Genomic DNA, 26061 nt, shown 5'->3' with positions numbered 1-26061 from the left:
TTAATAAGAAGAACTTCCATTTGTTTTTAAAAGAGTGCGAGTTTAGATTCAACTATGGCTCACCATCTAATCAGCTGAAAACCTTGAGAAAATGGTGTGATATTTAATCCTTATCTACTACAGCCCCATAATTTTTTATTGGACTTAACTAACCATATATTTGCTAAATTCTTTGCGCAGTTTGGCAAGCTTTGGCGGTATTGCGAAGTTGCAGTAAGCTTGTCCTGGGTTTCTGTTGAAGAAATCTTGATGTGAGTCTTCTGCTTGATAGAACTCAACGGCAGGATGTACTTCCGTCACCACATTGACACCCATATTGCGTAATTTGTTAATAGTACGGTCAACGGTCGGTTTTTGACTGTCTTCAGTGTAAAAGACCACGCTGCGATACTGACTACCGACGTCATTGCCTTGACGATCCATCGTGGTGGGATCATGCGTAGCAAAGAAAACATCGAGTATTACTTCTAACGGGACGATAGACTCATCAAATTTGACTTTGATGACTTCGACATGACCAGTCGTACCACTACAGACAGCTTCATAATTGGCAGAGACAGCATCGCCGCCCATGTAGCCTGAGACGACAGATTGCACACCTTTTACCGATAAAAATACAGACTCGGTGCACCAGAAGCAGCCGCCACCTAATACGATCGTTTGCATAATTTTTTCCTATTATTATAAATATGGGTTAAGCGCTATATTTGGTAGTGATGCTCTCGTTTTTCAATGCTTCTTTCAAACGTCTCATTACCCTTGGCACTATTTATTCAGCTTAGCAGGCAAGCCAAAGGCGATAAGTAACAAACAGTAATGTTATAATGGGCTTTTGCTATCTTGCTTCTTTATCAACTGATAATGACAAGCGAACTACCAAGCAAAATTCACCAAGTAATTCTTAATTTCAGTTCTATTCTAAAAAATGAGTCGTCCCATGAGCCAATCCCAGCCTGCTATCAAACATGACACCCTATTTGATAAACCGTTTACTACGCCACTGGATAAGGCGGCACGCTTTTCGTTTGACGAGCAAGTGGTGGCTTGTTTTCCTGACATGATTCGCCGCAGTGTACCCGGTTATGGTCAGGTACTAGCTATGTTACCTATATTCGCCCGTCGTCATTGCAAGTATCGCCAGCAGAGCGATAGCGGTCAACGCGTTAGTCGTGTTTATGATTTAGGCTGTTCATTGGGTGCAGCCAGTATGACGCTAGCGGGTGAGTTCGACCCACAAGACTTGCAGATTAAAGCAATTGATATCTCACCAGCGATGACGACAGAGGCGACCACGCTACTGAGTGAGAATTATCCTAAGCATGACATCGAAGTAATCACAGCAGATATCCGCGATATTGAGCTTGAGCCGTGCGATATGGTGATTTTGAACTTGACGCTACAGTTTTTGCCAGCTGCTGATAGGGTCGCAGTATTAGAGAAAATTTGTGCGGCATTGAGCGAAGGCGGTATATTGGTGCTGACTGAAAAAACTCATGCGTTTGATGAGCAGTATGATGCGTGGTTGGTGGAGCGTTATTACGACTTTAAACGTGCCAATGGCTACACCGAAATGGAGATTAGCGGTAAGCGTAATGCATTGGAAAATGTCCTCATTACTGACACGTTAGATGAGCATCATACACGATTAGATCAAGTTGGCTTTAAACGTCATCTGACGTGGTTTCAGTTTTTGAATTTTGTTTCTATTGTGGCGTTTAAATAATCCTTACTTTTAACACAGTTATTTCTTAATCAATACGGTAATCTGCTTTTATGCTCAACGACACTATCATTAACGCCGAACGCGAATTGTATCTAACCCTACTAGAGCTGACACAGCATCAGCCGAGCGCTTATGAGTGGCTTAAGCGATTACCAACATGGCTAGGTGATATAAAAGATAAAGCCAACTATGCGCACGCGCCTGCTTACCAAGCGTCAGTCGCTCGTTTGCCAAACTTAGCTGTCAATAATGTCGACCTAAACAGTGATACATTAACGATTGAGGCAAGTCTAAATGAGTCTCAGCGCAAGCAAACAACGGCGTTGTTAAAGCAGTTGATGCCATGGCGTAAAGGGCCATTTCAGATTGGCGGTCAAATCGGCGATGATGAGTCAGGTATTAAGATTGATACCGAGTGGCATAGTGATTGGAAATGGAAACGTGTTGCGCCGCATTTAAGTAGATTGGACGGTCGCCGCGTATTGGATGTGGGCGGTGGCTCTGGTTATCACGGCTGGCGCATGGCAGGGGCTGGCGCAGATACGGTTATTATTATTGATCCGTCATGTTTGTTTTATCATCAGTTTATGGCGATTCGTCATTTCGTTGGTGCCGCAGATGCTAGTGATACAGGCCGTTACCGTACGCATTATATTCCTGTACCGCTTGAAGCCTTACCTGAGCACAGTCAGCTGTTTGATACCGTATTTAGCATGGGCGTACTTTATCATCGTCAATCACCGTTTGAGCATTTACAACAGCTTAAAGGACAGTTAGTCAAAGGTGGTGAGCTGGTACTTGAGACGCTGGTCATTGAAGGTGATGCTAATACTGTACTGGTACCGCACGACCGCTACGCGCAGATGAATAACGTCTATTTCTTACCATCGGTGGCGGCATTAATTGGCTGGTTAGAGAAAGCAGGATTTTCAGACGTGCGCTGCGCCGATGTAGCAGTAACCTCGACTAAGGAACAACGACAAACCGAATGGATGACCTATCATTCGTTAGCAGATTTTTTAGATCCTAATGATTTTACTAAGACCGTCGAAGGATATCCTGCTCCCATGCGTGCGACTTTGATTGCCAAAAAATAGCATTGATGGTGGTAGCTAACATAAGGAAAGCACTATGAAGACATCAAAGACTTTGATTGTGGCTACCATCAGCTTGCTATCGTTACCTGCTATGGCAGGTTATGGAACTGTATCTGAAGGCTGGGGCTTTGTACAAGACGACTGGCAAGTGGTTTGTGATAATACGCGCACTTGTCGAGCTGCTGGATACGCTAGTGAAGCACTCATAGATGAGCCTGCCTCAATATTGCTCACAGCATTGCCAAAAGTAGCTCTACCAAAAGCGCAAATTCAGTTTGTCTCAGAAGTGCCGCTAGATGATCTTAAGCCTGCTGAGCTTTGGCTAAACAATAAAAACTATGGACTGCTGCAACCCAATAAAGAAGACAGTCTACTATACGACTTGTCAGCCAAGCAGACCCAAGCACTGCTTGATCATGCTCGTATAGCGACCAAGATAGCGATTAGAGCGGGTGACAATCAATGGCAGATTAGCGATAAAGGTATGTCGGCAGTGTTGCTCAAACTAGACGATGAGCAAGGTCGAGTAGGGACGCCGATAGCATTGGTCAGTAAGAATAATCCAAATCGTCAACGTCCTAAAGCAACCTTGCCAAAACCAACCATTCAAAAAGCATTTGCGTATTCAGCAAAAGACAACAAAGCACTTGCTCCATCAAAGCTGGCGTATTTTCAGAAAAATATTGATAACTGGGTCGATATTAATGCCGAGCAGCTTATAGGGTCTAAGGACGTGATGGGCGAGTGTGGGCTAATCAACCCAAAAACTGAAACGTATCAGCGGATGTCAGAGTATGGCTCTACGATGCTTGATTGGGACTTTATACCGATTGATGATAGCTATACGTTAGCCGCGCATACTTGCTGGCTAGGTGCTTACAATTCCAGTAACGGCTATTGGCTCATTGATAATACAAAACCTAGCAAACCTACGCTTATCACGACAGCAGGAAATGATTATTTTGATGGTGAGATTTCCGCCACTCACAAAGACCGAGGCATTGGTGATTGCTGGAGCCGTACTGCATGGATATGGAATGGTGAGACATTTGCTAAGAGTGAAGAGTCTAGTACGGGCATGTGCCGAGGTTTTGCTGGTGGAGCGTGGGACCTACCAACTTATGTGAGTCAGGTTATAAAAAATGATGCTAAGGCTCAGTAGCTTCTTTGATTTAGAAGACTTTGGTCTAAGAAGCCTTGATTTAAAAGGCCTTGATTTAAATGACTGATACCTTATAAAGCGCAGCAGTCATAGGCTGTATATTACATTTTCAGTTTTGCTATTCATGTCCTAAGTGATATCAAAAGATAAAGTTAAAAATGGCTAATTAGATTAACCATTTTTTGAACGCGACTTCCATAACTATCTTTAGGATAAAACCAACAGAACCTGCGCCTAGGGCTAAGAAGATCCAAAAAGTACCAGCGCGCCCAGCATCAGACTTTTTAGAGATATCCCACATAATAAAAAACAAGAAAGCGATGAATATCGGCAACAAGACGTACAGTCCCCAACTGGTGACAGTACTGGCGGCAATAGCAAACATGGCGTAATCCTATAATAGAGTAGTAACGTGTCTTCTATATTTTAGAAGAGCCGTACAAACCATTATTATAACGTGGAAGCAGTCAGGTATAAACGACTGCCCAGTATTGAGCAACAGTAACGCTACAATTCACGTTATGGGTTATTTATCAGTTTTGCATCATTGATATTAGTCAGCCCAAATCCTGATAACGGTAAGATTTTAGTGCTAATTTTGGCGCAAATGGTGCAATAAAGCGCAAAGATTGTTATATTTACAGGTTACTTATCTTTTTACATTATTCTATCCCTGCAATGTCGGTCGCTATTATAATAAGCAGTTATCGATTGCTCGCATTCGCACCGTTTTTGTTGTTTATTTAATTGAGTTCAAATTCCTATGTCACAAGCCCAAATTGATACGCTTGCATCCCTGTTTAACGATGCAATTCAAACCCTACAAGCAGATGGTACGCTACCAAGCGATTGGCAAAACAACAGTCAAATCACCCGTACAAAAGATTTAAGTCACGGTGATTTTGCCAGTAATATCGCGCTAACGGCAGCGAAAGCAGCTAAAGCCAATCCGCGTCAACTTGCTGAAAAAATCGTCAGTGCATTGCCTGACAATCAAGATATTCGCCAAGTAGAAATCGCAGGACCAGGGTTTATCAACGTATTCTTAAACTCGGAAGCTAAATTTTCTGTATTGGACGATATTTTCACGTTGCAGGACCGCTTTGGCTTGAGTAATCAGTTTGACGATCAAAAAGTCCAGGTTGAATTCGTCTCTGCCAATCCAACGTCAAGTCTGCATGTCGGTCACGGTCGCGGTGCTGCATTTGGCATGAGCGTCGCTAACTTGTTAGAAGCTATTGGCTATGACGTCACGCGTGAATATTATGTCAATGACGCTGGTCGTCAAATGGACATCTTGGCCACCAGTACATATTTGCGTTATCTACAGCTAAATGGTGAAGAGATAACTTTCCCAGTCAACGCCTATCAAGGTGATTATGTTAGTGATATCGCCCAGACGCTAAAAACACAGCATGGCGATAGCTACGTACATAGCTTTGCAGACGTTGCCAAAGACGTGCCAGAAGATGCTCAATTTGAGATTAATGCTGATGGCGAAAAAACCGTCATTTCAGGTGATAAAGAAGCGCATATTGATGGCTTGATTGCCAATAGTAAGTCTTTGCTAGGTGACAGCTATGCGTTATTTTTAAACGCGGCATTGAGCAGTATTTTGGCGGATATTAAAGACGACTTAAATGACTTTGGCGTGAGCTACGAGTGCTGGTTTAGCGAAAGATCTATCGATAGCGAGATTGAGCCTGTATTACAGATACTAGATGACAAAGGCTATCTATACGAAAAAGATGGCAACATCTGGTTTAAGTCGACTGATTTCGGCGATGAGAAAGACCGTGTGGTACGCCGTGCCAATGGCCAGTCGACGTATTTTGCTTCTGACATCGCTTATCATAAAAACAAGTTTGATCGCGGCTTTGATAAAGTCATTAACGTCTGGGGCGCAGACCACCATGGTTATGTCCCACGCGTAAAAGCAGCGCTACTAGCTCTTGGTATCGATGCTGAACGTCTTGATGTGGTACTTGTACAGTTTGTGGCATTATGGCGCGGTAGTGAAAAGGTACAAATGTCTTCGCGTTCTGGTCAGTTTGTGACCTTACGTGAGCTACGTGCAGAAGTCGGTAACGATGCTGCACGATTCTACTATGTTGCGCGTAAGCCTGAAGTGCATGTTGATTTTGACTTAGAACTTGCCAAATCACAAAGCAAAGACAATCAAGTGTATTATATTCAGTATGCTCATGCGCGCGTTTGCCGCGTGTTAGAAAAACTGGCAACCTACGATTTGACCGTAGATGATGCTGTTGGTTTGGCACATCAAGATTTGCTAAGTGCGCCCAATGAAGACGAGCTGATTAAACTGTTAGCAGGCTATCCGGCGACGTTACTTCGCGCAGCGACTGGTTACGAGCCACACGTCTTGACCAATTACCTAAAAGAGCTTGCTGCATTGTTCCATGGTTGGTATGACACCAATCGCATTTTGCCTGTGAGTCTCACGTCAGGTGAAACACCAAGCTCAGATGAGATGGCATTGATGCAAGCACGTTTGCGTTTGTCTAAGGCAGTACGGCAGGTACTGGCAAATGGCCTTAGTCTGCTAGGCTTGTCTGCACCGTCTAGCATGTAGTACTTTTCTAATATGTGACATGAGTATAGACAGCTGATAGCATTAATTCGATGATGATAGTTAAATTCAGTAGGGAGAACGAGATCCATGCTAGCCAAAAAACCTAAAGGCGCAACAGAAAAGCGCAAATCAAGTAGCGTATCAGGCTTATTGTGGATGTTTGTTGGGGCCGTATTGACCCTTATGATCGGGGTGTTTATCTACCTCTCACCATTATTCAATTTCAGCCCCGCTGATGGTAGTGCTGAGAACGATTCTGATCGCCAAGTACAGCCACGTGTGGATACTGATACCGACAATGGCGATTATGAATTCTACGATATTTTGCCAAATCAAGAGATGGCAACCATCCCTGATGAAGATATCGCTGACATTGATAATGATCAAATAGGTGATATAGGTGCGTTTGAACCAGACGTTGTTGTGACTCAACCAGAGAGCGATGCAGGCAGTATAGAAAATACAGGCAGCTTCGGTGGTTCGGAAAATGCGACTGTCGAACCTGCTGGTGCTAATAATGCTGGGTCTAATGAGGATATCGTTGTCGTTGAAGAAGATGCAACTTATGATGGTACGCCGCCTGCTACTAGTAACGCTACAACCCGTAATAACAATGCAGCAGCAGGTACGGCAAGCATCCAAGCTGCCAAACCTGCGGCGACCTACATCTTGCAGATCAATAGCTTTAGTGATGCAGATGAAGCGGATCGTCGCCGTGCGCAAGTACTGATGGCGGGTGTCGATGCTCGCGTGGTCAAAAACACGACGGGTAATGGCTTGCCAATTTATCAAGTCATCTCGCGTCCTTTGAATAACCGTCAAGCAGTGACGACGGCACAGCAGCGCCTACAGAACAACGGTATAGACTCTATTATTGTTGAACAGCGTCGCTAGATTCAGTCGTTTACAGTTATTGTATCTATTAAAAAAGCGTCGTAATGACGCTTTTTTTATCTCTTTATTTTATCAAAAGCTTTCTAGCTATTTTATCCTATTAAACGTCCATTAAGAGTATGGTTATGACCGTATCTAACTCAGTAACACCGCAAGCAGGCATCATTAAGGCGTTCTTTCAAAAATACTTTATCGATGCTTTTACTGGTATGGCTTTAGGGCTATTTGTCACGTTGATCGCAGGTCTAATCATCTCGCAAATCGGTGGTTGGTTAGATTTTCCAGCATTGGTCGCGGTCGGAAAGCTTGCCTCGATATTGATGGGTGCTGGTATCGGGGTAGGTATCGCTTACTATCTCAAAGCGCCAACGCTAGTGATGCTTAGCTGCCTCGTAGCAGGTATGCTTGGTGCCCATTCTGAAGCGCTAATGGCAGGAACACTCTTTACGCCGCAAGTGGGTGGACCTGCAACTTTTGTAGCACTGCCGGGTAATCCAATCGGTGCTTATCTGACCTCTGTGTTTGCTTATCGTGCTGGCACTTGGATCGCTGGTAAGACGAAGCTTGATATTTTATTGGTGCCCTTAGTGGTGTGCGGCGTCGCGCTATTAGTTTGCGCACTGCTCAATCCGCCTATCGTAGCAGGGGTCGCAGCTATCGGTCAGGGTATTCATGCCGCTACTGAATTACAGCCACTGTTAATGGGTATCGTCATCGCTGTAGTGGTTGGTATTTTATTGACCCTACCAACGTCGAGTGCAGCTATTTGTATTGCTATTGGACTGGGTGGATTGGCGGGCGGGGCAGCAGTGGTGGGTTGTGCAGCGCATATGATTGGTTTTGCTGTTGCAAGTTTTAAAGACAATGGCGTTAGTGGCGTTATCTCTCAAGGCTTGGGTACCAGTATGCTGCAAATCCCTAATGTGCTCAGAAAACCTATCGTTCTGCTACCTGCTGTCATTGCTAGCGCTATCGTTGGGCCGATCGCGACCGTTGGTTTTGGATTAGCTTGTACCGCGACAGGTGCGGGTATGGGTACTGCTGGTTTGGTCGGTGTGTTTGGGGTGATTGAGGCATCACAAGAGATTATGAGCACTGGACAATTATGGACAGCGATTATTCTATTGATGTTTGTATTGCCTGCGGTGATTGCAGGGTTAGTGGCTTATATCATGCGCCGTATGGGTTGGTTAGTCGCTGGTGATATGAAGCTTCCTTAATCTTTTAAGTATTGAGTTAAAATATCCTCAACAGTCTCAAAATTCAGTCTTATCCTTCATCAATAATGGCAACTTTCAAAAAGCCCAGCTACGACTATAGCTGGGCTTTTCATATATAAATTTATCAATTTTTCATGATGCAAAATATGCTTAGAAAATATTATTCAACCGTCTTTAATTTCTTATGACGACGCGGTTTTAGTTTGCGGGACAGTTGATGGAAGTCGTTCAGCACTTGGCTATAGTGTGATGGAAATACACGTTGGATGGCATCAATCATCTTGGCATCGTTACCAATCAGGCAGCGCTGCTGATTAGTCGCTGCTGCCTGTAGGATAATCCAAGCCGCTTCATTGGCATCGAATTTTAAGAATTTATTAAAACTTCTGATGGCTTTGGGCCCAGTACTCATGCCAATATCATGGATGCTCTCATTACCGCGCGCGCTGTTGGCAATATTAGTTTTGATGCCGCCCGGATGGATACAAGTCGCTGATACCCCGCAGTTCTGGATATTTAGCTCTTGGCGTAAACTCTCTGTGAAGCCGCGTACGGCAAATTTGCTAGAGTTGTAGGCGGACTGTGATGGCTGAGCGGTCAAACCAAAGAGACTTGAGATATTAATAATATGTCCATGCTCGCCAAACTGGCTCTGTTTAACGCTGTTTTTGATTAACGGTAAAAACGCCTTAGTACCGTAAACCACGCCCCAAAAATTAATGTTCATTACCCATTCAAGCTCACTAATACTACTGCCTTCGACGGTAGAGTAGAGCGCAACACCTGCATTGTTAAAGATAAAATTTACTTTGCCATAATCGCTCATCACACTATCAGCCCATGCTTCCACGGCTTTATTGTCTGACACATCGAGTACCGTCATAGTGACGTTGACATCATAATTGGCAAGTAATTGTTTGGTCGCTGCTAGCTGTTCAGGATTGATGTCCGATAGTGCAACATGACAGCCCATTTTTGCTAAATGAATGGCCAGCTCACGTCCCATACCAGAGCCTGCGCCCGTAACGGCAGCGACATGGTTTCGGTAGTAGGATGCAACGTCCGAGTCATCCAATGAAGTATGGTTAGAAGAAAACGGTAGATGTTGGCGCAATGAAGTCGCCATAGCGGTCACATGGTTGAGCATAATAAACAGTCCTTTGTCTTATTAATCATATGGGTTGTACGGGCTATATCTTGCGGTATATAGAAATAAAGTATAAAGGTCAAAATAGTCTATCTACATTAGCATGGTTTGTGCTGATGTTTACTCGCGATTGATAAACGCTGCTGTCATTTCGGAGCAGGTGTAATGAAAGTCGCCAATTTTCAGTAGACGAGTTATCTAACGGGCAAGCTATCTAACAGATAAATTGGTTAAATAATAGGCATAAAAAAAGCGCCTTAGCTTATTCAGCAAGGCGCTTTTTGAGTAGTCCGTTAATGATAACGGACTACTTATATCAGTTATAAATTAAGCAATTTTAGGCACTTTACCTTCATTGATAACGTCCGCATCAACCATTACAGTTTTAGCATTTTCCATAGAAGGTAGCTCATACATAGTCTCAAGCAGGGCGTTTTCTACAATTGAACGTAGACCACGAGCACCTGTCTTGCGCTCCATTGCTTTTTTGGCGATGGCATCTAGTGCTTCTTGGGTAAAGCTAATCTCAGCACCTTCCATATCGAACAAGTACTTGTACTGTTTTACCAGTGCGTTCTTAGGTTCGGTCAGGATTTGTACTAGGGCTGCTTCATCTAGCTCTTGCAGTGCCGCAAGTACTGGCAAACGACCGATCAGCTCAGGAATCAGACCAAACTTGATCAAATCTTCTGGCTCGACTTCTTGTAGCAAGTCTGAGCTGCGACGGCTGTCGTCTTTTGAGCTAACATCAGCGTTAAAGCCGATACCGCCTTTTTCGGTACGTTGCTGAATGACTTTATCAAGTCCAGCAAATGCACCACCAACGATGATTAGGATGTTGCTAGTGTCAACTTGGATCAACTCTTGCTGCGGATGCTTACGACCACCATGCGGCGGGATAGCAGCCACCGTACCTTCGATTAGCTTTAGCAACGCTTGCTGTACGCCTTCACCTGACACATCACGCGTGATAGATGGGTTGTCACCTTTCTTACTGATTTTGTCGATTTCATCAATATAAATGATACCTTGCTCAGCTTTAGCTACATCATAATCAGAAGCTTGGAGGAGCTTTTGTACGATGTTTTCAACGTCTTCACCAACATAACCAGCTTCGGTCAATGTCGTGGCATCAGCCATCGCAAAAGGTACATCTAACAGACGAGCCAAGGTTTGCGCAAGCAGCGTCTTACCAGAACCAGTCGGACCGATTAGCAAGATATTACTCTTAGCCAATTCTACCATTGCATCGTCAGCGCCGATCTTAGCTTTTTTGCTATCGTTGGCTAGCGTTTGGCTAACTTTTAGACGTTTGTAATGGTTATAGACGGCCACAGCCAATGCTTTTTTGGCAGCGTCCTGACCGATGACATATTCATCAAGCTTGGCACGCAGCTCTTTTGGCGTTGGTAATTTTTTATTGACCCAAGAAGTGTCTACTTCGCTATCATCATCACCGTGCTCTGCGCTGTCTGCGATTAAGTCAGTACATAGCTCGATACATTCATTGCAGATATTGGCATCGTCAGCAGCAATCAATTGCTGTACATCGCTTTTGGCTTTACCGCAAAACGAACACTGCGGGGTATTATCTTCTGCCATAAAAGGCGCTCCTAAAATTTAAAACTGGTTAGTTTATTTGTAGTATGTCGATTATCGTATCCATTCAATGTCATACCTTCCAATAGATCAGGTATGACATTGATAACGGTTTACTGTACGGCAAATAAACTATAAAAGGTCTTATGATTGCACTCTTAATTAAGAGGCATCACGTTAATGCTTAGATTACAAAGATTCAGGACGACGCTCTAATACTTCGTCAACCAAACCATACTCTTTGGCTTCTTGTGCATCTAACCAATAATCACGCTCAACGTCTTTTTCGATTTTCTCTACTGGCTGACCAGTGCGCTCAGCTAAGATACTATTTAAACGTGCACGAGTTTTAAGGATTTCACGAGCATTAATTTCGATATCTGTTGCTTGACCCTGCGCGCCGCCTGAAGGCTGGTGAATCATAACGCGAGCATTAGCCAGTGAGTAGCGCTTGCCTTTTTGACCAGCAGCCAATAGGAATGAACCCATGCTATAAGCACCGCCCATACAGATAGTGGATACTTCAGGTTTGATGAAGTTCATGGTATCAAAAATAGCCAATCCAGCGCTTACTGAACCACCTGGTGAGTTGATATACAAATGGATATCTTTATCAGGATTTTCAGCTTCTAAGAATAGCAACTGGGCGACGATAAGGTTAGCCATGTTGTCTTCGACCTGACCGGTCAAGAAGATAACACGCTCACGTAATAGACGTGAAAAAATATCAAACGAGCGTTCACCGCGTGAGGACTGTTCAACCACCATAGGTACTAAAGCCGCTTGTGTGGTCTGTACTTCTTTGTGCGCACTCATCAGCATATCAAAATGCGGGTTGGCAGTGATGCGATCATAATCTGTCATAGAAAAGTCCTATCGATAAATGTATAAAATAAAAATGGATTGAATGATTTTATTGTCTAGTAGTTTTTGACTAATGGGTTGTTTATAAGGGGGCTGCGCTCACTATTCAAGCCTATAAAATGGGTTTGTGCATAAAATAGCTGAAAAAGTGACCCTCCGATATGTCTAGGACTCATTGCTTATATTGAAACGGGCACTAAAAATACGTCTAAAAGTAGATAAATACTATCTTATCTATTATCAAGTCATACAGATATTGATAGTACCTGTATCGACAGTGTCTATATCGATACAAAGAGCGTAAATCATGTCTGACCTGACTTTTTAACATAGAATACCTGATTAATAGCCCTACAATCTACCTATCTTACTGACTAAGCCTGCAAATAGTTATGCGTTTAGTATTTTTGCTTATCTAACATCTTCATAAAGTATTGCGCTAACAATAACGCTAAAAAATGCACTGTTATGGACAAAATGTACTATTTTGGTGCAAATATCTGCTGATTTTATAAATAGATAAGGCTCAAAAAACGTTAAGAAAATAGCTGGAAATATACGGTTATTTTTATCATTTAAGTTAAATAAAAAAAAGCGCAGACAAATCAAAGTTTTGAGCCGATAAGGTTGTCTATTTGATTATCTGCTATCAAGAGTTGGCACAGTGCTTGTATCAATAAAAACATTGACGCTTTTATTTATAGTGGTGCGCTAGGCACGATAAATGGTGTAGGCTGTATTTCTTCGCTGTTATTCTGACATTACTGTAGTTAATGAACTGTAATTAACGATTGGCAATAGAGTTTTTAACGGATAGTAAATGAGAGTTGTCACATAAAATACTGAAACATAATTAATTGGTAAATGAGTATACAAAATGAGTTGGGCATCTTCTTTAGCATTAAGCTTTGACACTGTTAGCAGTACAAGTACGGCCAAAGAAGGTACGGCTGATAACTCAAAGACGCGGCTTTATCATCGTAAGCATACGGGTGCCTTGATGGTACAGCGTGCTCTGTATCCTGAGCCAAGCGTACAGCAGGGTATTTGTCACATACTGATGTTGTACCCGCCAGCCGGTATTGCAGGTGGCGATATGCTGACTATAGACCTAAATTTGGATAGTGGTAGCCATGCTGTTATCACTACACCAGGGGCAGGCAAATGGTACGGCAAGGACAGTGTTAGTCAAAAACATAAAGTTTCATTGGGCAGCGATGTTGCTCACCAAAGTATGAGTCAAGACGAGATAGCTGATTATGCTAGTCAACATGTACAGGCCAACCTCGCAGCACATACCCGATTAGAATGGCTGCCGCAAGAGAGTATCATTTATAACGAAGCCAATATGCATGCAGTGAGTCGCTTCGATTTGACAGATTCATCTAGCCTACTGACATGGGAGATTAGCGTATTTGGGCGGCAAGCTTACGACGAGCAGTTTTTGCAAGGGCGTTATCATACTGGATTGAATATCTACCGAGATGGTAAGGTTATCGTTGCTGAGCGAGTGGCGCAGGCAGCACAAAATCGCTGGTTTACCTCAAATTTAGGATTAGCGAACCAGCATATTTATGGATCGTTTTGGGCAGTACCAAGCTTAAGCGATGTCCATGACAATCTTGCACTCTCCGCATCACAAACCACGCAATCGACCGAAACTGCCCAAGCAACTATCAAGCAGTCATTAACTCGCTATCTAGATAACACCATAGCAGCATTACGACAAGTCATTGCTCAAGCACAACTGCCTGTCTACTGCACTCATAATTGCCAAGCGATCAATATCCGCTACATCGGCTCAGATGTACGTGGTTGTTTTGAAGCGTTTTATCAGCTGAGAGAAGTCTTGCGAAATCATTGGTGGCAACTTGAGCCTTGTCGTCCACGTATTTGGGACACCTAATACGGCCACTTTTAATAATGAAACTAAGATATATTGCGACTATTTTTAATCGATATTTAATGCTTTGAAAATCTCTAATCTGCTATAAATATAATGATAAGTACAATAAGGAATTGTCATGCACCTGACCCCAACAGAAAAAGACAAACTCATGCTATTTACCGCTGGTATGGTGGCTGAGCGCCGCAAAAATCGCGGTGTTAAGCTTAACTATCCCGAAGCCATCGCTTATATCAGTATGTTGCTGATGGAAGGCGCACGAGATGGTAAAAGAGTTGCCGAGCTGATGAGTGAAGGTGCTACGTATTTGTCTGCTGATGATGTCATGGAAGGTGTCGCAGAGATGGTAGATGAAGTGCAAATCGAGGCGACTTTTCCTGATGGCACCAAACTGGTCACGGTACATAATCCCATCGTGTAACGCTGTATACCATTGTTATAGCACTGACATGCTCACTATAAAATAAGGCGGCTACCATGCAAGCAGGCGAATACCATATCCAAGATGGCGATATTATCTTAAACCAAGGGCGACAGGTACAGACCATCAGTGTGAGTAATACTGGTGATAGACCTATCCAAATCGGCTCGCATTATCACTTTTATGAAGTCAATGATGCCTTGAGTTTTGACAGAGAGCAAACTCGGGGGTTTCGCCTAAATATTATCTCTGGCACCGCCGTACGTTTTGAGCCTGGCCAATCACGGGAAGTCGAATTGGTAGCATACGCTGGCAAGCAAGACGTCTATGGTTTTGCTGGGCGCGTCATGGGCGCAGCTCATCCAGACAAAGCATCAGAGAGCACTACTGATAAGAAGGTAACCGCTACTTCGAAGAAGCGAGTCAGTCGTCGTATTTATGCTGAGCATTTTGGTCCTACCACAGGCGATAAAGTCCGTCTTGCCGATACTGAGCTTTGGCTACAGGTTGAGGCGGATTTAACCAGTCATAAAGATACAGCTGTTGATCAAGCAGATACGTCGCAAAGTGGTGAGAGTAGTAAGCCTATTGAAATCAAAGGTGAAGAAGTCAAATTTGGTGGTGGTAAAGTCATCCGTGATGGCATGGGACAAGGACAGTTACTAGGCGCGGAAGTTGCCGATACGGTTATTACCAATGCATTGGTCGTTGACTATACAGGCATCTATAAAGCGGATATTGGTATCAAAGATGGTCGTATCAGTGCCATTGGCAAAGCGGGCAATCCTGATATCCAGCCCGCTATTGATATTCCTATTGGCGGAGCTACCGAAATCATCTCTGGCGAAGGCAAAATCCTGACAGCAGGTGGCGTCGATAGTCATATTCATTTTATCGCGCCCCAGCAGTGTGAGACGGCGCTTATGTCAGGGGTAACTACGATGCTGGGCGGCGGCACAGGGCCAGCTCAAGGTACGCTCGCTACTACTTGTACACCAGGGGCGTATCATATTGCCTCAATGCTAAAGTCTACTGATAGTATCCCTATGAATATTGGACTACTGGGTAAAGGCAATGTGAGTGTACCAGAACCCATTGCTGAACAAATCGAAGCAGGTGCCGTGGGACTGAAGCTACATGAAGATTGGGGTACAACACCGCAAGCTATTGATAACTGCTTGAGTGTCGCTGACGACTATGATGTGCAGGTGGCCATTCATACCGATACTTTAAATGAAAGTGGCTATCTAGAGAGTACACTTGCTGCTTTTAAAAACCGCTGTATCCATACTTTTCATACTGAAGGGGCAGGTGGTGGCCATGCGCCCGATATTCTAAAGGCTATTGGCGAGTCGCATGTTTTGCCATCATCTACCAATCCCACTCGACCATATACCGTCAATACCATTGATGAGCATCTCGATATGCTGATGGTTTGTCATCACCTAAGTCCTGCTATTGCTGAAGATGTGGCCTTTGCTGAAAGCCGTATTCGTCAGGAAACCATCGCCGCAGAAGATATATTGCATGATTTGGGCGCAATTTCTATGATGAGTAGTGACTCACAAGCGATGGGACGAGTGGGTGAAGTGGTCATCCGTACATGGCAAACCGCGCACAAAATGAAAGTTCAACGTGGCCATCTAGCGCCAGATGCAACGGCGAACATTGAGGATGAGCAACAGTACATCACTTTGACAGATTATGACCAAAGCGTGGACAACGATAACTTCCGTATCAAACGCTATATCGCAAAATATACGATAAACCCTGCGATTACTCACGGTATTAGCGATATGGTTGGTTCAATCGAAGTGGGTAAATGGGCAGATATGGTGCTATGGTCGCCCAAGTTTTTTGGGGTAAAACCTGAGTGTATTATAAAAGGTGGTCTTATCGCTGCGGTACCGATGGGCGATATTAATGCCTCTATTCCTACTCCTCAGCCTGTGCATTATCGTCCTATGTTTGCTACTTATCCAAAATCAGTCGCCCAAACTAGCATCACCTTTATGTCGCAAGCGGCGATCGACAAACAAGTGGATAAGCAGCTTGGATTGACCAAAGTCATTCAGCCAGTACACGGTATTCGTAAAATTCGTAAAAGCGATATGCGCTTTAACAGCTACTGCCCAGATATGGATATCAATCCTGAGACCTATGAAGTACGTGCGGATGGTAAAACACTGACCTGTGAGCCAGCTGATGTACTACCCATGGCACAGCGTTACTTTTTATTTTAGAGCTTATGATATACGTTTATAAGAGCTCTAGGACAGTGAGCCATAAACTATGTACACCAATAGTCAGTTGGTTTCTTGAGTGAGATCGCGTCTTTATTCCCAATACTTTTACCATCAATACTATTGACCAATAGTTTGAGCAACAACAGCCAGAGAAGAATAATGAAAATATTTAATACCCGTTTAAGTACGCTTAGCGATACCCAAAAAGCACAATTGGTAGAACAGTATCAAGCCGATGATTACCTGCTATTGGATTTTGATACTCGTCAGCATTCCCGCTTTAGAGCCATTACTGTTTCAGGTGAGGCAGTTGGTGTTGACTTGCCTCGTACAGGTGTACTAAAAGGAAATGATGTCCTTATCAATGCAGCAGGGGAGTTGATGCAAGTCATCGCCAAGCCGCAAGCGGTGACCAAAGTGACGGCTGACGATGACTTTCTACTAATGAAAGGCGCTTATCACTTGGGCAACCGTCATGTGCCATTGATGTTTGACCACAGTTTTGATCAGGGTAATGCAGGCTATGCGTTATATTTTGAAAACGATCATGTACTTGCACAAATGTTAGAAAATCTTGGTCTACATATCGAGTCTACCTCAGTGCCATTTGAGCCTGAAACGGGCGCTTATCAAACGGGACAAGGGCATTCGCATGGTCATGCTCACTCCCATGCACATTCGCATAGTGACTCTCATAGTCATAAGAAAAGTCATAGCCATGACGAAAGCCACAGCCACGGACATCACCATAGCCATAGTCATCATGATGCGCCTGTAGGTCGTTCAAATGATGGTTAATACCAGTGCTCAGCCTACTCAGTCTACCCAACTTGGGCAGCTGTTGATGCTGGCATCTAGCAATTTGCCGATTGGTAGTTATACCTATTCGCAAGGTGTAGAGTCAGCGATCGAGTCAGGGGTTGTCTCTGATGAATCCAGTACGCTTACATTTATGCAGGACTATCTAGCGCTTGCAGTCATTGGCTATGAGTTGCCTATATTGGGTCTGATCATGTGTGCACTAAGCCAAGGTCGTGAAGCGATAGCGGCAAATCTAGCACACGACTATCACGCTGGCCTCGAGAGTAAAGAGTTTGTTCTGGAGTCGCAGCAGTTGGCACAGGCGATGGTGTCGTGGCTCAACGAAGTATTGAGTCTTGGCATACCGGCCGAAATACCTGAAGATGGATTTTTGCCGCTATTTGCACATATTGCTCAGCATTGGCAGCTGCCACTAGCGCAGTCAATGACTACTTATGGATTTGCTCAATTAGAGAACATGGTGCTCGCCGCTGTTAAGACAGTGCCGCTAGGACAAATGGCGGGTCAGCGTATTCTTTGGCAATTGCAAAGCGAATTGGGTGCTCAGGTTGATGCTCTAAGCGATGATGTGCAGCATGCCTTTGATACTTTAATTACATCGACAAACACGTCCAATACTTTAGGTAATAGTGAAGAGTCGGACTGTCAGCAGCTATGCCAAGACCTCTATGAATCGCTTAATATCTCGAATAGTTTACCCAATTTGGCTATTCTCTCGAGTATGCATGAGGAGCAATACAGTCGGTTGTTCCGCTCATAACTGTACCTTTATTTCTATTTATACTTATTAATATACAAACTGTTTTAGGAAATTAATATGTCTCTAACTCCGCTCAAATCAAAAAATTCTCACGCTGCATTAGACGTACAGACTGATAGTGATAGCCAGAAACCATCTTCTGCCTTATCGTGTTTACGCCTTGGGATTGGCGGGCCAGTTGGTAGTGGTAAGACTGCTTTGACATTAAGACTATGCCAAAACCTGCGTGATACGATCAATATGGCAGTGGTGACCAATGACATCTATACCAAAGAAGATTCAGAGTTTTTGACCCGCAATGATGCCATGCCTGCTGAGCGTATCCGCGGTGTAGAGACAGGCGGCTGTCCGCATACGGCTATTCGCGAAGATGCTTCTATTAATCTGACTGCGATTGCTGAGCTACAAGCGACTTTTGAAGGGTTGGAGTTGATTATCATTGAGTCAGGTGGCGACAATCTAGCCGCGACATTTAGCCCAGAGTTGTCTGATTTGACCTTGTACGTCATCGATGTCTCTGCAGGCGATAAGATACCTCGTAAAGGTGGCCCTGGCATCACCAAGTCTGATTTGTTGATTATCAATAAGACCGACCTTGCACCAATGGTTGGTGCTTCGCTGGAAGTGATGGAACGCGATGCCAAAAAAATGCGTGGCGACAAACCTTTTGTATTTAGCAATATGAAAACAGGCGATGGGTTAAATGAGATTATCGCCTTTATTAAAGAACATGGCATGCTTGCCTAAAGAGCAGATGAGCTTTTACCATTAAAATATAAAGAATAAGGAAAACCCGCATGACACAGTATACAAAAGGTCTTCATATCGAAAACTCTCGCTTCTCACAAGTGCTCTCAGCTCGTCATATCGTGTCTGGTTCGGCTGTGATGATGACATCGCTAATGCTGCCGTCATTGGCGCAGGCGCATTCAGGTCATATTCACTCCACTACCACGCAAGCACCGTCGTTTTTAGGTACGTTGCAAGCAGGACTGATGCATCCAGTCACTGGCCTTGATCATCTGTTTTTGGCAGTAGGCATGGGCATGTTGTTTTATGGCCTGCAAAAGCAGCGCTTAGGCATGATGTCATTGACGGCAGGGTTGTCATTAGGCGCGATATTGGGCACGGCTGGCGTGCTGATTGGCGGTATCGCATTTGCTGCATCATCTGGGCTGATTGAAGTGGCGATATCACTGTCGGTAGTCGTATTGGCTATGGTCTTGATGAGCCAGAAAAGCAGACAAGAAGCATTCTCTGCTCAGACCCATACAGCACGCACGCCAAGTATTCAGCAGTTGTCACTGTTTGGCTTTGGTGGTCTGGCAGTGTTTCATGGCATGGCACACGCGATGGAAGTACCAGCAAATGTCGGTGTGAGCGGTCAGCTGGGATTTTACGCAGGGATGATGGTCACGATGCTAGCGCTATATGCAGTTGGTACGCTGGTTAGTCAGCAGTTGCAGCAACGCTTTAGCGATAGCCTGTGGTTACAGCGCGGGCTAGTGCTGCTAGGATTGAGTGCTGTATTTGCGCCTGTTTTGGTGTAAAACGCGCTTTATATTACAAGTACGATGTTTATAGGTTCGATGTTTGTAGAGTCGATAGTTGTGGCTGATTTTATCTAGTTAACGAACGCCATAAAAAATGCGCCCCCGATCAAAAGGTCGGGGGCGCATTTTAGTTTTGATAACCGACTACAGCATATCTAAAAAGATAGCTTGTCGTATCAATTACATTGCTTGCTGCTGTTGTTGCTGAGCAGCTAGCAAGTCTTGGTAGCTAACTTCTTTGTCAGTTACTTTACCTTGAGCGATCAAGTAATCTACTACTTGGTCTTCTAGTACAACAGACTCAATGTTAGCGCGCTGCTGCTTGTCATTGGTGTAGTACTCGATCACTTCTGCTGGATCTTCGTAGTTTTCAGCGGCTTCTTTGATGAAGGTTTCAACACGCTCTTGATCTACTTCTAAGCCTTTGGTATCGATAACACGGGCAACGATGATGCCAAGACGGGCAGCACGTAGCGCTTGCTCTTCAAATAGCTCATTTGGCAGCATGTCTTTATCGAAGCTATCAGCATTTGCGCCGAACTGCTGAGAAAAACGTTGCATCATCATGTTGCGTTGACGCTCGATTTCTTGCTCTAGCATCGCGTTTGGTACGTCAAACTCGTTCTTTTCTAGCAATGCGTCAAAAGTCGCTTGCTTAACTTGGCTACGCGCAGCGTTTTTGATTTCGCGTTCCATGTTTTTGCGTACGTCTTCTTTCAATTTCTCAACGCCGCCTTCTTTCACGCCGAATAGCTCAAGGAACTCTTCGTTGATTTCAGGTAGCTTAGATTTTTCAACCAATTTTACGTTGATTTTGAACTGAGCTTCTTTACCAGCTAGGTTCTCAGCTTGGTAATCTTCTGGGAAAGTTACGTCGATAGTTTTTTCTTCGCCAGCTTTCATGCCTTTGATACCCGCTTCAAAACCTGGAATCATTTGGTTGCTACCGATAACTAGTTTGAAGTCTTCAGCAGAACCGCCTTCAAATTTTTCGCCGTCGATAGAGCCTTCAAAGTCAAAAGTCACTTGGTTGTCTTTCGCCGCCATGCCTTTTTTCTCAACGAATTCTTCACGTTGCTTTTGTAGGTTTTCGATCATGGTGTCAACGTCTTCTTCACTCACTTGTGCAGTGTGACGCTCAACTTCGATCTCATCGATACCTTGTACGTCAACTTCTGGGAAGATTTCAACAGTGGCTTGATACACCAAGAAATCGTCTTCAAGTTTTACGTCGTCGATGTTAGGCATGCCAACAGCGCGGATGTCTTCAGATTTGATCGCTTCAAATACAGTATCACGGATGACATCGTTGATAACTTCTTGTTGAATGCCAGCACCGTACTGAGAGCGGATGTGTGACATAGGGACGTTACCTTTACGGAAACCGTCAATCTTGGCAGTTTTCGCAACTTGGCGAATACGGCCTTCAACTTTGTTTTGAATTTTTTCAACAGGAACTTTAACCGTTAGCTGAGTTTCTTTATTAGATAGCTTGTTGGTTGTGACTTGTAAATCTGTAGCCATGTTAATTACACCTTTAGGATTAAGTAGTACGTTTGATTAATGAAATAGTACTTAGGGTTAAATGGTAATAGACAGACCGCGCCTCAAATTACGGGCATGTACGACGGGCTGCCGTTGAAATAAATAGGGGATAGCGATAGCGCACAACGTCAAATTCAGTGCCAGTAGCAATCGCCGCTGATACCAAAAGGTGAACCTGCTGAGGTTGTCCATGCTATCAAATATCGATAATAAACCGTTAATGCACCGCATAATAACGCTTTTTGGTGAATTATACAGCCAAATAACGGATTTCAACAAAATTTTAAAAGTAGAACAGTATAATCTATCTGTTTATTAAAGTAAAAATTATCTCTTTGACAGCATGTTTCCTTATGTTGCTTGCTCTTATATGGCTTAATTTTATATAAAAATTTAGCCAGATTCGTATTCAATAAATCAGATAACGGACAAGAAACAGCGATAAGGTTGCAAGCGCATTATGAGCATTGAGCGCGCTTACGGATAGTTATGGATAGAACAGCTACAAATACTTATAAAGGTAGCTGCGCCAATAGCTGTTGGATTGCCTGACCACGATGGCTGATGCTGTTTTTATCAGCAGCGCTTAGACTAGCCGCACTGGCTTGCAAGTCAGGTAACCAAAACAATGGATCATAGCCAAAACCGCCGTCACCATGTAGCGTATCCAAGATTTCGCCATGCCATAATCCTTGGGCGACAATCGGTAGCGGGTCATCGGCATGACGCACCATTGCCAGTACGCAAACGAACGTACCTTTGATCGGAGCATTCGGATTTGCTACGCGGATAGGCTGCAAGTCAGCGACGAGCTTGGCATTATTTTTACTATCGTTACCATGCTCACCAGCGTAGCGAGCAGAGTAGATACCTGGCGCATTACCTAGTACAGGCACGCACAGTCCCGAATCATCAGCAATTGCAGGCAGCCCACTGATACGGCTCGCATGACGGGCTTTAATAATGGCGTTTTCTATAAAGCTTAGACCATCCTCGATCGCATCTTCGATATCGAGTTGACCTTGCGGGACAATCGTCACGTCCAAGTTCGCTTCGGCAAATAGTCGTTTAAACTCAGCCAATTTGCCTTTATTGTTACTGGCCAGTACCCATTGGTTGCCAGATGTCGGATGGGTAGCAGTTAACGAGTTAACAGTGGTGCTCATAGAGTCATTCCGTTATATGAAAATGATGAAAAACTATTATTCGAGTAGGCTTTATTTATCTTTTGTAGCGCTAATCGATAAATTGTTTGTCGATTGAAGTAGTTATACTAACAATGATAACGCATGAGTTTGGAGTGAGCGCAGTTACCGCTTAATAAATAACCAATCGCTATACAGATTGTACGGGCTATAACATTTGGTAACTGATATTATTGGTCACTATTGCTATAATAGATACCAAGCTACAGTGAATTATATCTTATAGCTTGTGAATATTAAGTTAATAAAAGTCTATAAAGTCAGAGACTTGGCTTTTTGGCGAAGAATAATAGCAATAAGTAACTGCTAGGTTAATTTTGGATTCATAATGATACGTGATATTGTATTGAGCAGTACCGTGTATCAAGCAATAAAGTTCATTTCAAACAATAAACTCAGCCAATTTAGTCCGCTATTTTATAGTGTTTTTTGCGGTGTAAAAATAGCGTAAAATTCAGTTTCTATAAGCAAGTTTTTATAAACTAACGGCTAAACAGCAAGGATAAAATAATTATGTCAAACATTACTTTACCAGACCTACCATATGCAAAAGACGCACTAGAGCCACATATCAGTGCCGAAACGCTAGAGTATCATCATGACAAGCACCATGCTGCTTATGTAAACAAGCTAAAAGACATGTTGCCAGGTTCTGGTCTAGAAGACAAAACATTGCCAGAAATCATCGTAGCGACTGCTAAAGATGACAGTAAGCAAGGTATGTTCAACCAAGCAGCTCAAGTATGGAACCACACGTTCTACTGGAACTGCATGACGCCAAAGAACGGCGGCGGCGAACCTACTGGCGATCTAAAAGCAAAAATCGAAGAAGATTTCGGCAGCTACGACAAGTTCCGTGAAGAGTTCAAAAATGCAGCATTGACTCAGTTTGGTTCAGGTTGGGCATGGCTAGTCGCTGATAAAGTCGGTGGCAAATTGTCAATCGCCAAAACTGCTAATGCTGATACTCCACTTGCACATGACCAAGTAGCGGTATTGACTTGTGATGTATGGGAACACGCGTACTATGTAGATTATCGTAACCGTCGTCCTGACTATGTTGACACGTTCCTAGACAAGCTAGTGAACTGGGACTACGCAAACGCAAAATATAAAGGTCAAGATGCTGGCGTTGAAGAGTAATCTTTAACGACCAAGTATTTGATTAAAAAAAAGGACACCGCGAGGTGTCCTTTTTTTTGTGATAACTTTCTATATAGCTTTCTATTTTGATATCTGATCAACATATATCTTTAATAAAGCATTTCAATCACGCTATTAGGCAATACCGCCGTTTGCGCTGATATTTTGTCCAGTAACCCAAGCGGCTTCTTCACTGACTAAAAATGCTACCACACGAGCGATATCGACTGGTTCACCGATACGGTTAAACGGTGACATGCTAGCAAGTCTTTCTACCGTGTCATCCGCTTTACCTTGATGAAATAGCTCAGTATCAGTAGGGCCGGGAGATACTGCATTGACCGTGATGTTGCGCTCGCCAACTTCTTTGGCAAAGATTCTGGTGAGCTGATCGACCGCACCTTTGGTCGCACAGTAGGTGCCGTAACTAGGTAGTAGCATACGAGTGGTCGTACTTGAGAGGTTTACAACGCGGCCACCGTCATTGAGTTTAGTCGCAGCTTCACGCAATGTATTGAACGTGCCTTTTACATTGATAGCAAATATACGGTCAAAGTCTTCATCGGTGGTCTCGGCAATGGGTTTATTAATCATTATACCTGCGCTATTGACCAAAATATCTGGCTTACCAAACGCGCTGATAGTGGCATCAAACATTGCTTCGACTTGCTTGGTATTGCTGACATCAGCTTGAACGGCAATGGCTTCACCGCCTGCGGATTTAATCTGACTTACGATATTATTGGCTGCTGAATCATCATTTGCATAATTAATGACGGTTTTAGCCCCTGATTCTGCAAGTGATAAGGCTATCTGTGCGCCGATACCTTTTGATGAACCGGTTACAATCGCGACTTTATTTTTTAGTGTTGTCATCGATACTTTCTCCAATAGTATAAGTGAATATCAGCACGCGCATATGGCGTTTTGACTGATGTCTCTTGATTAGTAGGATATAAGTTACCAGTGTGCCAAACCAATAAATAGAGCGATTCTGTAGGCTTGTTTTTAGATAAGTTTATCTATTGTGTCTATGCGGATGTAAAGCATAGAGTTTAAGAGGTTGGCGTGGAAAGTTAGTCTTTAGCTATTGAGGGCTTGGATGATAAAAGGACACCGTGAAGCGTCCTTTTTTGGTTATTGTATGTTTTAAAACATAGCAACTCCCGTTTCAGAAAGAGATGTCAAACTCAGAAAGAGATGTCAAACTCAGAAAGAGATGTAGGATGTATTTTACTTTCAATTAGAGAAGTCAAGTCTTGTGCTTCAGTAACTAATTCTCTTAATATTTCTACCGATAATTCAATTTTATTATTTTCTTTGTCATAACCCGCTCTGTGTACGCAATGATGCCTAGTTACAACAGCTTTAAACAACCAACTAATATCGCCAAACTCACAATCTAAAACATCCTTGTACATAGGTTTTACTTTTTTGAGGTCATGAAATATTAAGTCTTTTAAGTAAGTAGCAACTGTGATTTTCAGCTTTTCCTGTTCTTCAAAAATTTCTTTAAGGGTAAATTTCATTTTTGAAAAAGTAGGGTCAGTCTCAATAAGCTTTCTAGTTAATTTTTCAGAATTAGTTACCTTCTGTATAAATGTAGAAGATAGGTAGGCTTCTATTGCAGCAACCACATGACCGTATAACATGACCAATAAGCTAAAATAAGCTTCTGAATCGATATTAGCTTCAAGAATCTTTTCAACACTTTTTATATGATTCTGAAAAATTTCGATTTGAGTTTCGCTTTGAATTAACCATGCCAATTCATCTTCATCGTAATCTGATTCTGGAAAGTAAGGCATTCCAAAACTTACATCTGTATTTCCATCACTTGTTACATAACAATCAGCTGCTGAAAAAGTATTTACTACAAGTATTTCGTGTTCTCTCTCACAAGACATACAACAAATTTCTTCATAATGTTCACTGGCGCTATCTTTGTTTTCTTCAGCCATAAAGTTAGGTGCTGGTACATAAACTGTTTCTTCTATCCGTTCACCACATTTACATGAAAACGATATATCCATTAGCATCATTTGATAGTCACTCCCCTGACAATATTTTAGTTCACGTATTTATATGACTTTATACACTATAGTTTACTAATCAAGGAAAGATTACATTATTCTGACTTGATAAAAATTCAAAGAAAATA

At 43.2% G+C, this 26061-nt stretch carries 23 protein-coding genes and 1 pseudogene; 15 read left to right on the top strand and 9 right to left on the bottom strand.

From position 1 onward, the window contains the following. Positions 1–107, top strand: a pseudogene (locus JMX63_RS11390) (IS1595 family transposase); the annotation flags it as partial. Between the two features lie 37 nt (positions 108–144). Here JMX63_RS11390 and msrA read toward each other — a convergent pair. Then, positions 145–666 (bottom strand): peptide-methionine (S)-S-oxide reductase MsrA, encoded by a 522-nt coding sequence (gene msrA, locus JMX63_RS11385; protein ID WP_201572443.1) that lies wholly within the window; start codon positions 664–666, stop codon positions 145–147. 259 nt (positions 667–925) lie between these two features. Here msrA and cmoA point away from each other — a divergent pair, with 259 nt between their 5' ends. Genes cmoA through JMX63_RS11370 form a run of 3 tightly spaced genes read left to right on the top strand, consistent with a single transcriptional unit; the run spans position 926 to position 3982 of the window. Beyond that, a complete protein-coding gene (cmoA, locus tag JMX63_RS11380) occupies positions 926–1723 on the top strand; it encodes a carboxy-S-adenosyl-L-methionine synthase CmoA (protein WP_201572441.1) in 798 nt (265 codons plus the stop codon). Between the two features lie 50 nt (positions 1724–1773). Further along, entirely contained in the window at positions 1774–2820 is a 1047-nt protein-coding gene (cmoB, locus tag JMX63_RS11375) for a tRNA 5-methoxyuridine(34)/uridine 5-oxyacetic acid(34) synthase CmoB (RefSeq protein WP_201572439.1), read from the top strand. 34 nt (positions 2821–2854) lie between these two features. Then, on the top strand, positions 2855–3982 hold the full coding sequence (locus JMX63_RS11370) for a DUF1176 domain-containing protein (protein ID WP_201572437.1): 1128 nt from the start codon (positions 2855–2857) through the stop codon (positions 3980–3982). Between the two features lie 166 nt (positions 3983–4148). Here JMX63_RS11370 and JMX63_RS11365 read toward each other — a convergent pair whose 3' ends face one another. Further along, positions 4149–4367, bottom strand: coding sequence for a DUF2788 domain-containing protein (locus JMX63_RS11365; protein ID WP_057761830.1), 219 nt, complete (start codon positions 4365–4367; stop codon positions 4149–4151). A gap of 378 nt (positions 4368–4745) precedes the next feature. On the opposite strand from JMX63_RS11365, the gene argS reads away from it, so the two are divergent. From argS to JMX63_RS11350, 3 genes are all read left to right on the top strand, one after another. Beyond that, positions 4746–6575: an arginine--tRNA ligase gene (gene argS, locus JMX63_RS11360; protein WP_201572435.1), complete on the top strand. Its 1830-nt coding sequence runs from the start codon at positions 4746–4748 to the stop codon at positions 6573–6575. A gap of 87 nt (positions 6576–6662) precedes the next feature. After that, positions 6663–7469: an SPOR domain-containing protein gene (locus tag JMX63_RS11355; protein WP_201572433.1), complete on the top strand. Its 807-nt coding sequence runs from the start codon at positions 6663–6665 to the stop codon at positions 7467–7469. A 125-nt stretch (positions 7470–7594) separates the two neighbouring features. Continuing rightward, a complete protein-coding gene (locus JMX63_RS11350) occupies positions 7595–8689 on the top strand; it encodes a PTS transporter subunit IIC (RefSeq protein WP_227673325.1) in 1095 nt (364 codons plus the stop codon). A 160-nt stretch (positions 8690–8849) separates the two neighbouring features. Here JMX63_RS11350 and JMX63_RS11345 read toward each other — a convergent pair whose 3' ends face one another. From JMX63_RS11345 to clpP, 3 genes are all read right to left on the bottom strand, one after another. Beyond that, positions 8850–9836 carry an SDR family NAD(P)-dependent oxidoreductase gene (locus tag JMX63_RS11345; protein ID WP_227673324.1) on the bottom strand — a complete coding sequence of 329 codons (987 nt, stop codon included), beginning with the start codon at positions 9834–9836 and terminating at the stop codon, positions 8850–8852. Between the two features lie 327 nt (positions 9837–10163). Continuing rightward, entirely contained in the window at positions 10164–11438 is a 1275-nt protein-coding gene (clpX, locus tag JMX63_RS11340) for an ATP-dependent protease ATP-binding subunit ClpX (protein ID WP_057761822.1), read from the bottom strand. A gap of 186 nt (positions 11439–11624) precedes the next feature. After that, positions 11625–12251 (bottom strand): ATP-dependent Clp endopeptidase proteolytic subunit ClpP, encoded by a 627-nt coding sequence (gene clpP / locus JMX63_RS11335; RefSeq protein ID WP_197411852.1) that lies wholly within the window; start codon positions 12249–12251, stop codon positions 11625–11627. 925 nt (positions 12252–13176) lie between these two features. Between clpP and JMX63_RS11330 the strand changes: the two genes are divergently transcribed. The 7 genes from JMX63_RS11330 to JMX63_RS11300 all read left to right on the top strand — a co-directional run bounded on the left by JMX63_RS11330 (position 13177) and on the right by JMX63_RS11300 (position 20004). Next, positions 13177–14205: an urease accessory protein UreD gene (locus JMX63_RS11330; protein WP_201572429.1), complete on the top strand. Its 1029-nt coding sequence runs from the start codon at positions 13177–13179 to the stop codon at positions 14203–14205. Positions 14206–14323: 118 nt separating this feature from the next. Further along, positions 14324–14626: an urease subunit gamma gene (gene ureA, locus JMX63_RS11325; RefSeq protein ID WP_057761815.1), complete on the top strand. Its 303-nt coding sequence runs from the start codon at positions 14324–14326 to the stop codon at positions 14624–14626. Between the two features lie 56 nt (positions 14627–14682). Continuing rightward, positions 14683–16869: an urease subunit alpha gene (gene ureC, locus JMX63_RS11320; RefSeq protein WP_201572427.1), complete on the top strand. Its 2187-nt coding sequence runs from the start codon at positions 14683–14685 to the stop codon at positions 16867–16869. A 162-nt stretch (positions 16870–17031) separates the two neighbouring features. Then, entirely contained in the window at positions 17032–17670 is a 639-nt protein-coding gene (ureE, locus tag JMX63_RS11315) for an urease accessory protein UreE (RefSeq protein WP_201572425.1), read from the top strand. Then, positions 17660–18454 (top strand): urease accessory protein UreF, encoded by a 795-nt coding sequence (locus tag JMX63_RS11310; RefSeq protein WP_201572423.1) that lies wholly within the window; start codon positions 17660–17662, stop codon positions 18452–18454. The genes ureE and JMX63_RS11310 overlap by 11 nt, the downstream gene beginning before the upstream one ends. Positions 18455–18511: 57 nt before the next feature. After that, positions 18512–19201, top strand: a complete 690-nt coding sequence (gene ureG / locus JMX63_RS11305; protein WP_160023340.1) for an urease accessory protein UreG — start codon at positions 18512–18514, stop codon at positions 19199–19201. Between the two features lie 50 nt (positions 19202–19251). Next, positions 19252–20004, top strand: coding sequence for a HupE/UreJ family protein (locus tag JMX63_RS11300; RefSeq protein WP_201572421.1), 753 nt, complete (start codon positions 19252–19254; stop codon positions 20002–20004). 183 nt (positions 20005–20187) lie between these two features. Here JMX63_RS11300 and tig read toward each other — a convergent pair whose 3' ends face one another. Both tig and rdgB read right to left on the bottom strand, forming a co-directional pair. Then, complete coding sequence (tig, locus tag JMX63_RS11295; protein ID WP_102091742.1) at positions 20188–21531, bottom strand: trigger factor; 1344 nt, start codon at positions 21529–21531, stop codon at positions 20188–20190. A gap of 533 nt (positions 21532–22064) precedes the next feature. Further along, positions 22065–22718 carry an RdgB/HAM1 family non-canonical purine NTP pyrophosphatase gene (gene rdgB / locus JMX63_RS11290; protein WP_201572419.1) on the bottom strand — a complete coding sequence of 218 codons (654 nt, stop codon included), beginning with the start codon at positions 22716–22718 and terminating at the stop codon, positions 22065–22067. A gap of 552 nt (positions 22719–23270) precedes the next feature. On the opposite strand from rdgB, the gene JMX63_RS11285 reads away from it, so the two are divergent. Beyond that, entirely contained in the window at positions 23271–23900 is a 630-nt protein-coding gene (locus JMX63_RS11285) for a superoxide dismutase (RefSeq protein WP_160023348.1), read from the top strand. Between the two features lie 135 nt (positions 23901–24035). On the opposite strand, the gene JMX63_RS11280 is transcribed toward JMX63_RS11285, so the two are convergent. Both JMX63_RS11280 and JMX63_RS11275 read right to left on the bottom strand, forming a co-directional pair. Continuing rightward, on the bottom strand, positions 24036–24776 hold the full coding sequence (locus tag JMX63_RS11280; protein WP_160023350.1) for an SDR family oxidoreductase: 741 nt from the start codon (positions 24774–24776) through the stop codon (positions 24036–24038). Between the two features lie 314 nt (positions 24777–25090). Beyond that, a complete protein-coding gene (locus tag JMX63_RS11275) occupies positions 25091–25933 on the bottom strand; it encodes a hypothetical protein (RefSeq protein ID WP_201572417.1) in 843 nt (280 codons plus the stop codon). Positions 25934–26061 lie beyond the last annotated feature (128 nt).

This window comes from Psychrobacter nivimaris (genome assembly GCF_904846365.1).
Taxonomy (GTDB): domain Bacteria; phylum Pseudomonadota; class Gammaproteobacteria; order Pseudomonadales; family Moraxellaceae; genus Psychrobacter; species Psychrobacter nivimaris_B.
This window is presented reverse-complemented; position numbering and strand designations above follow the sequence as displayed.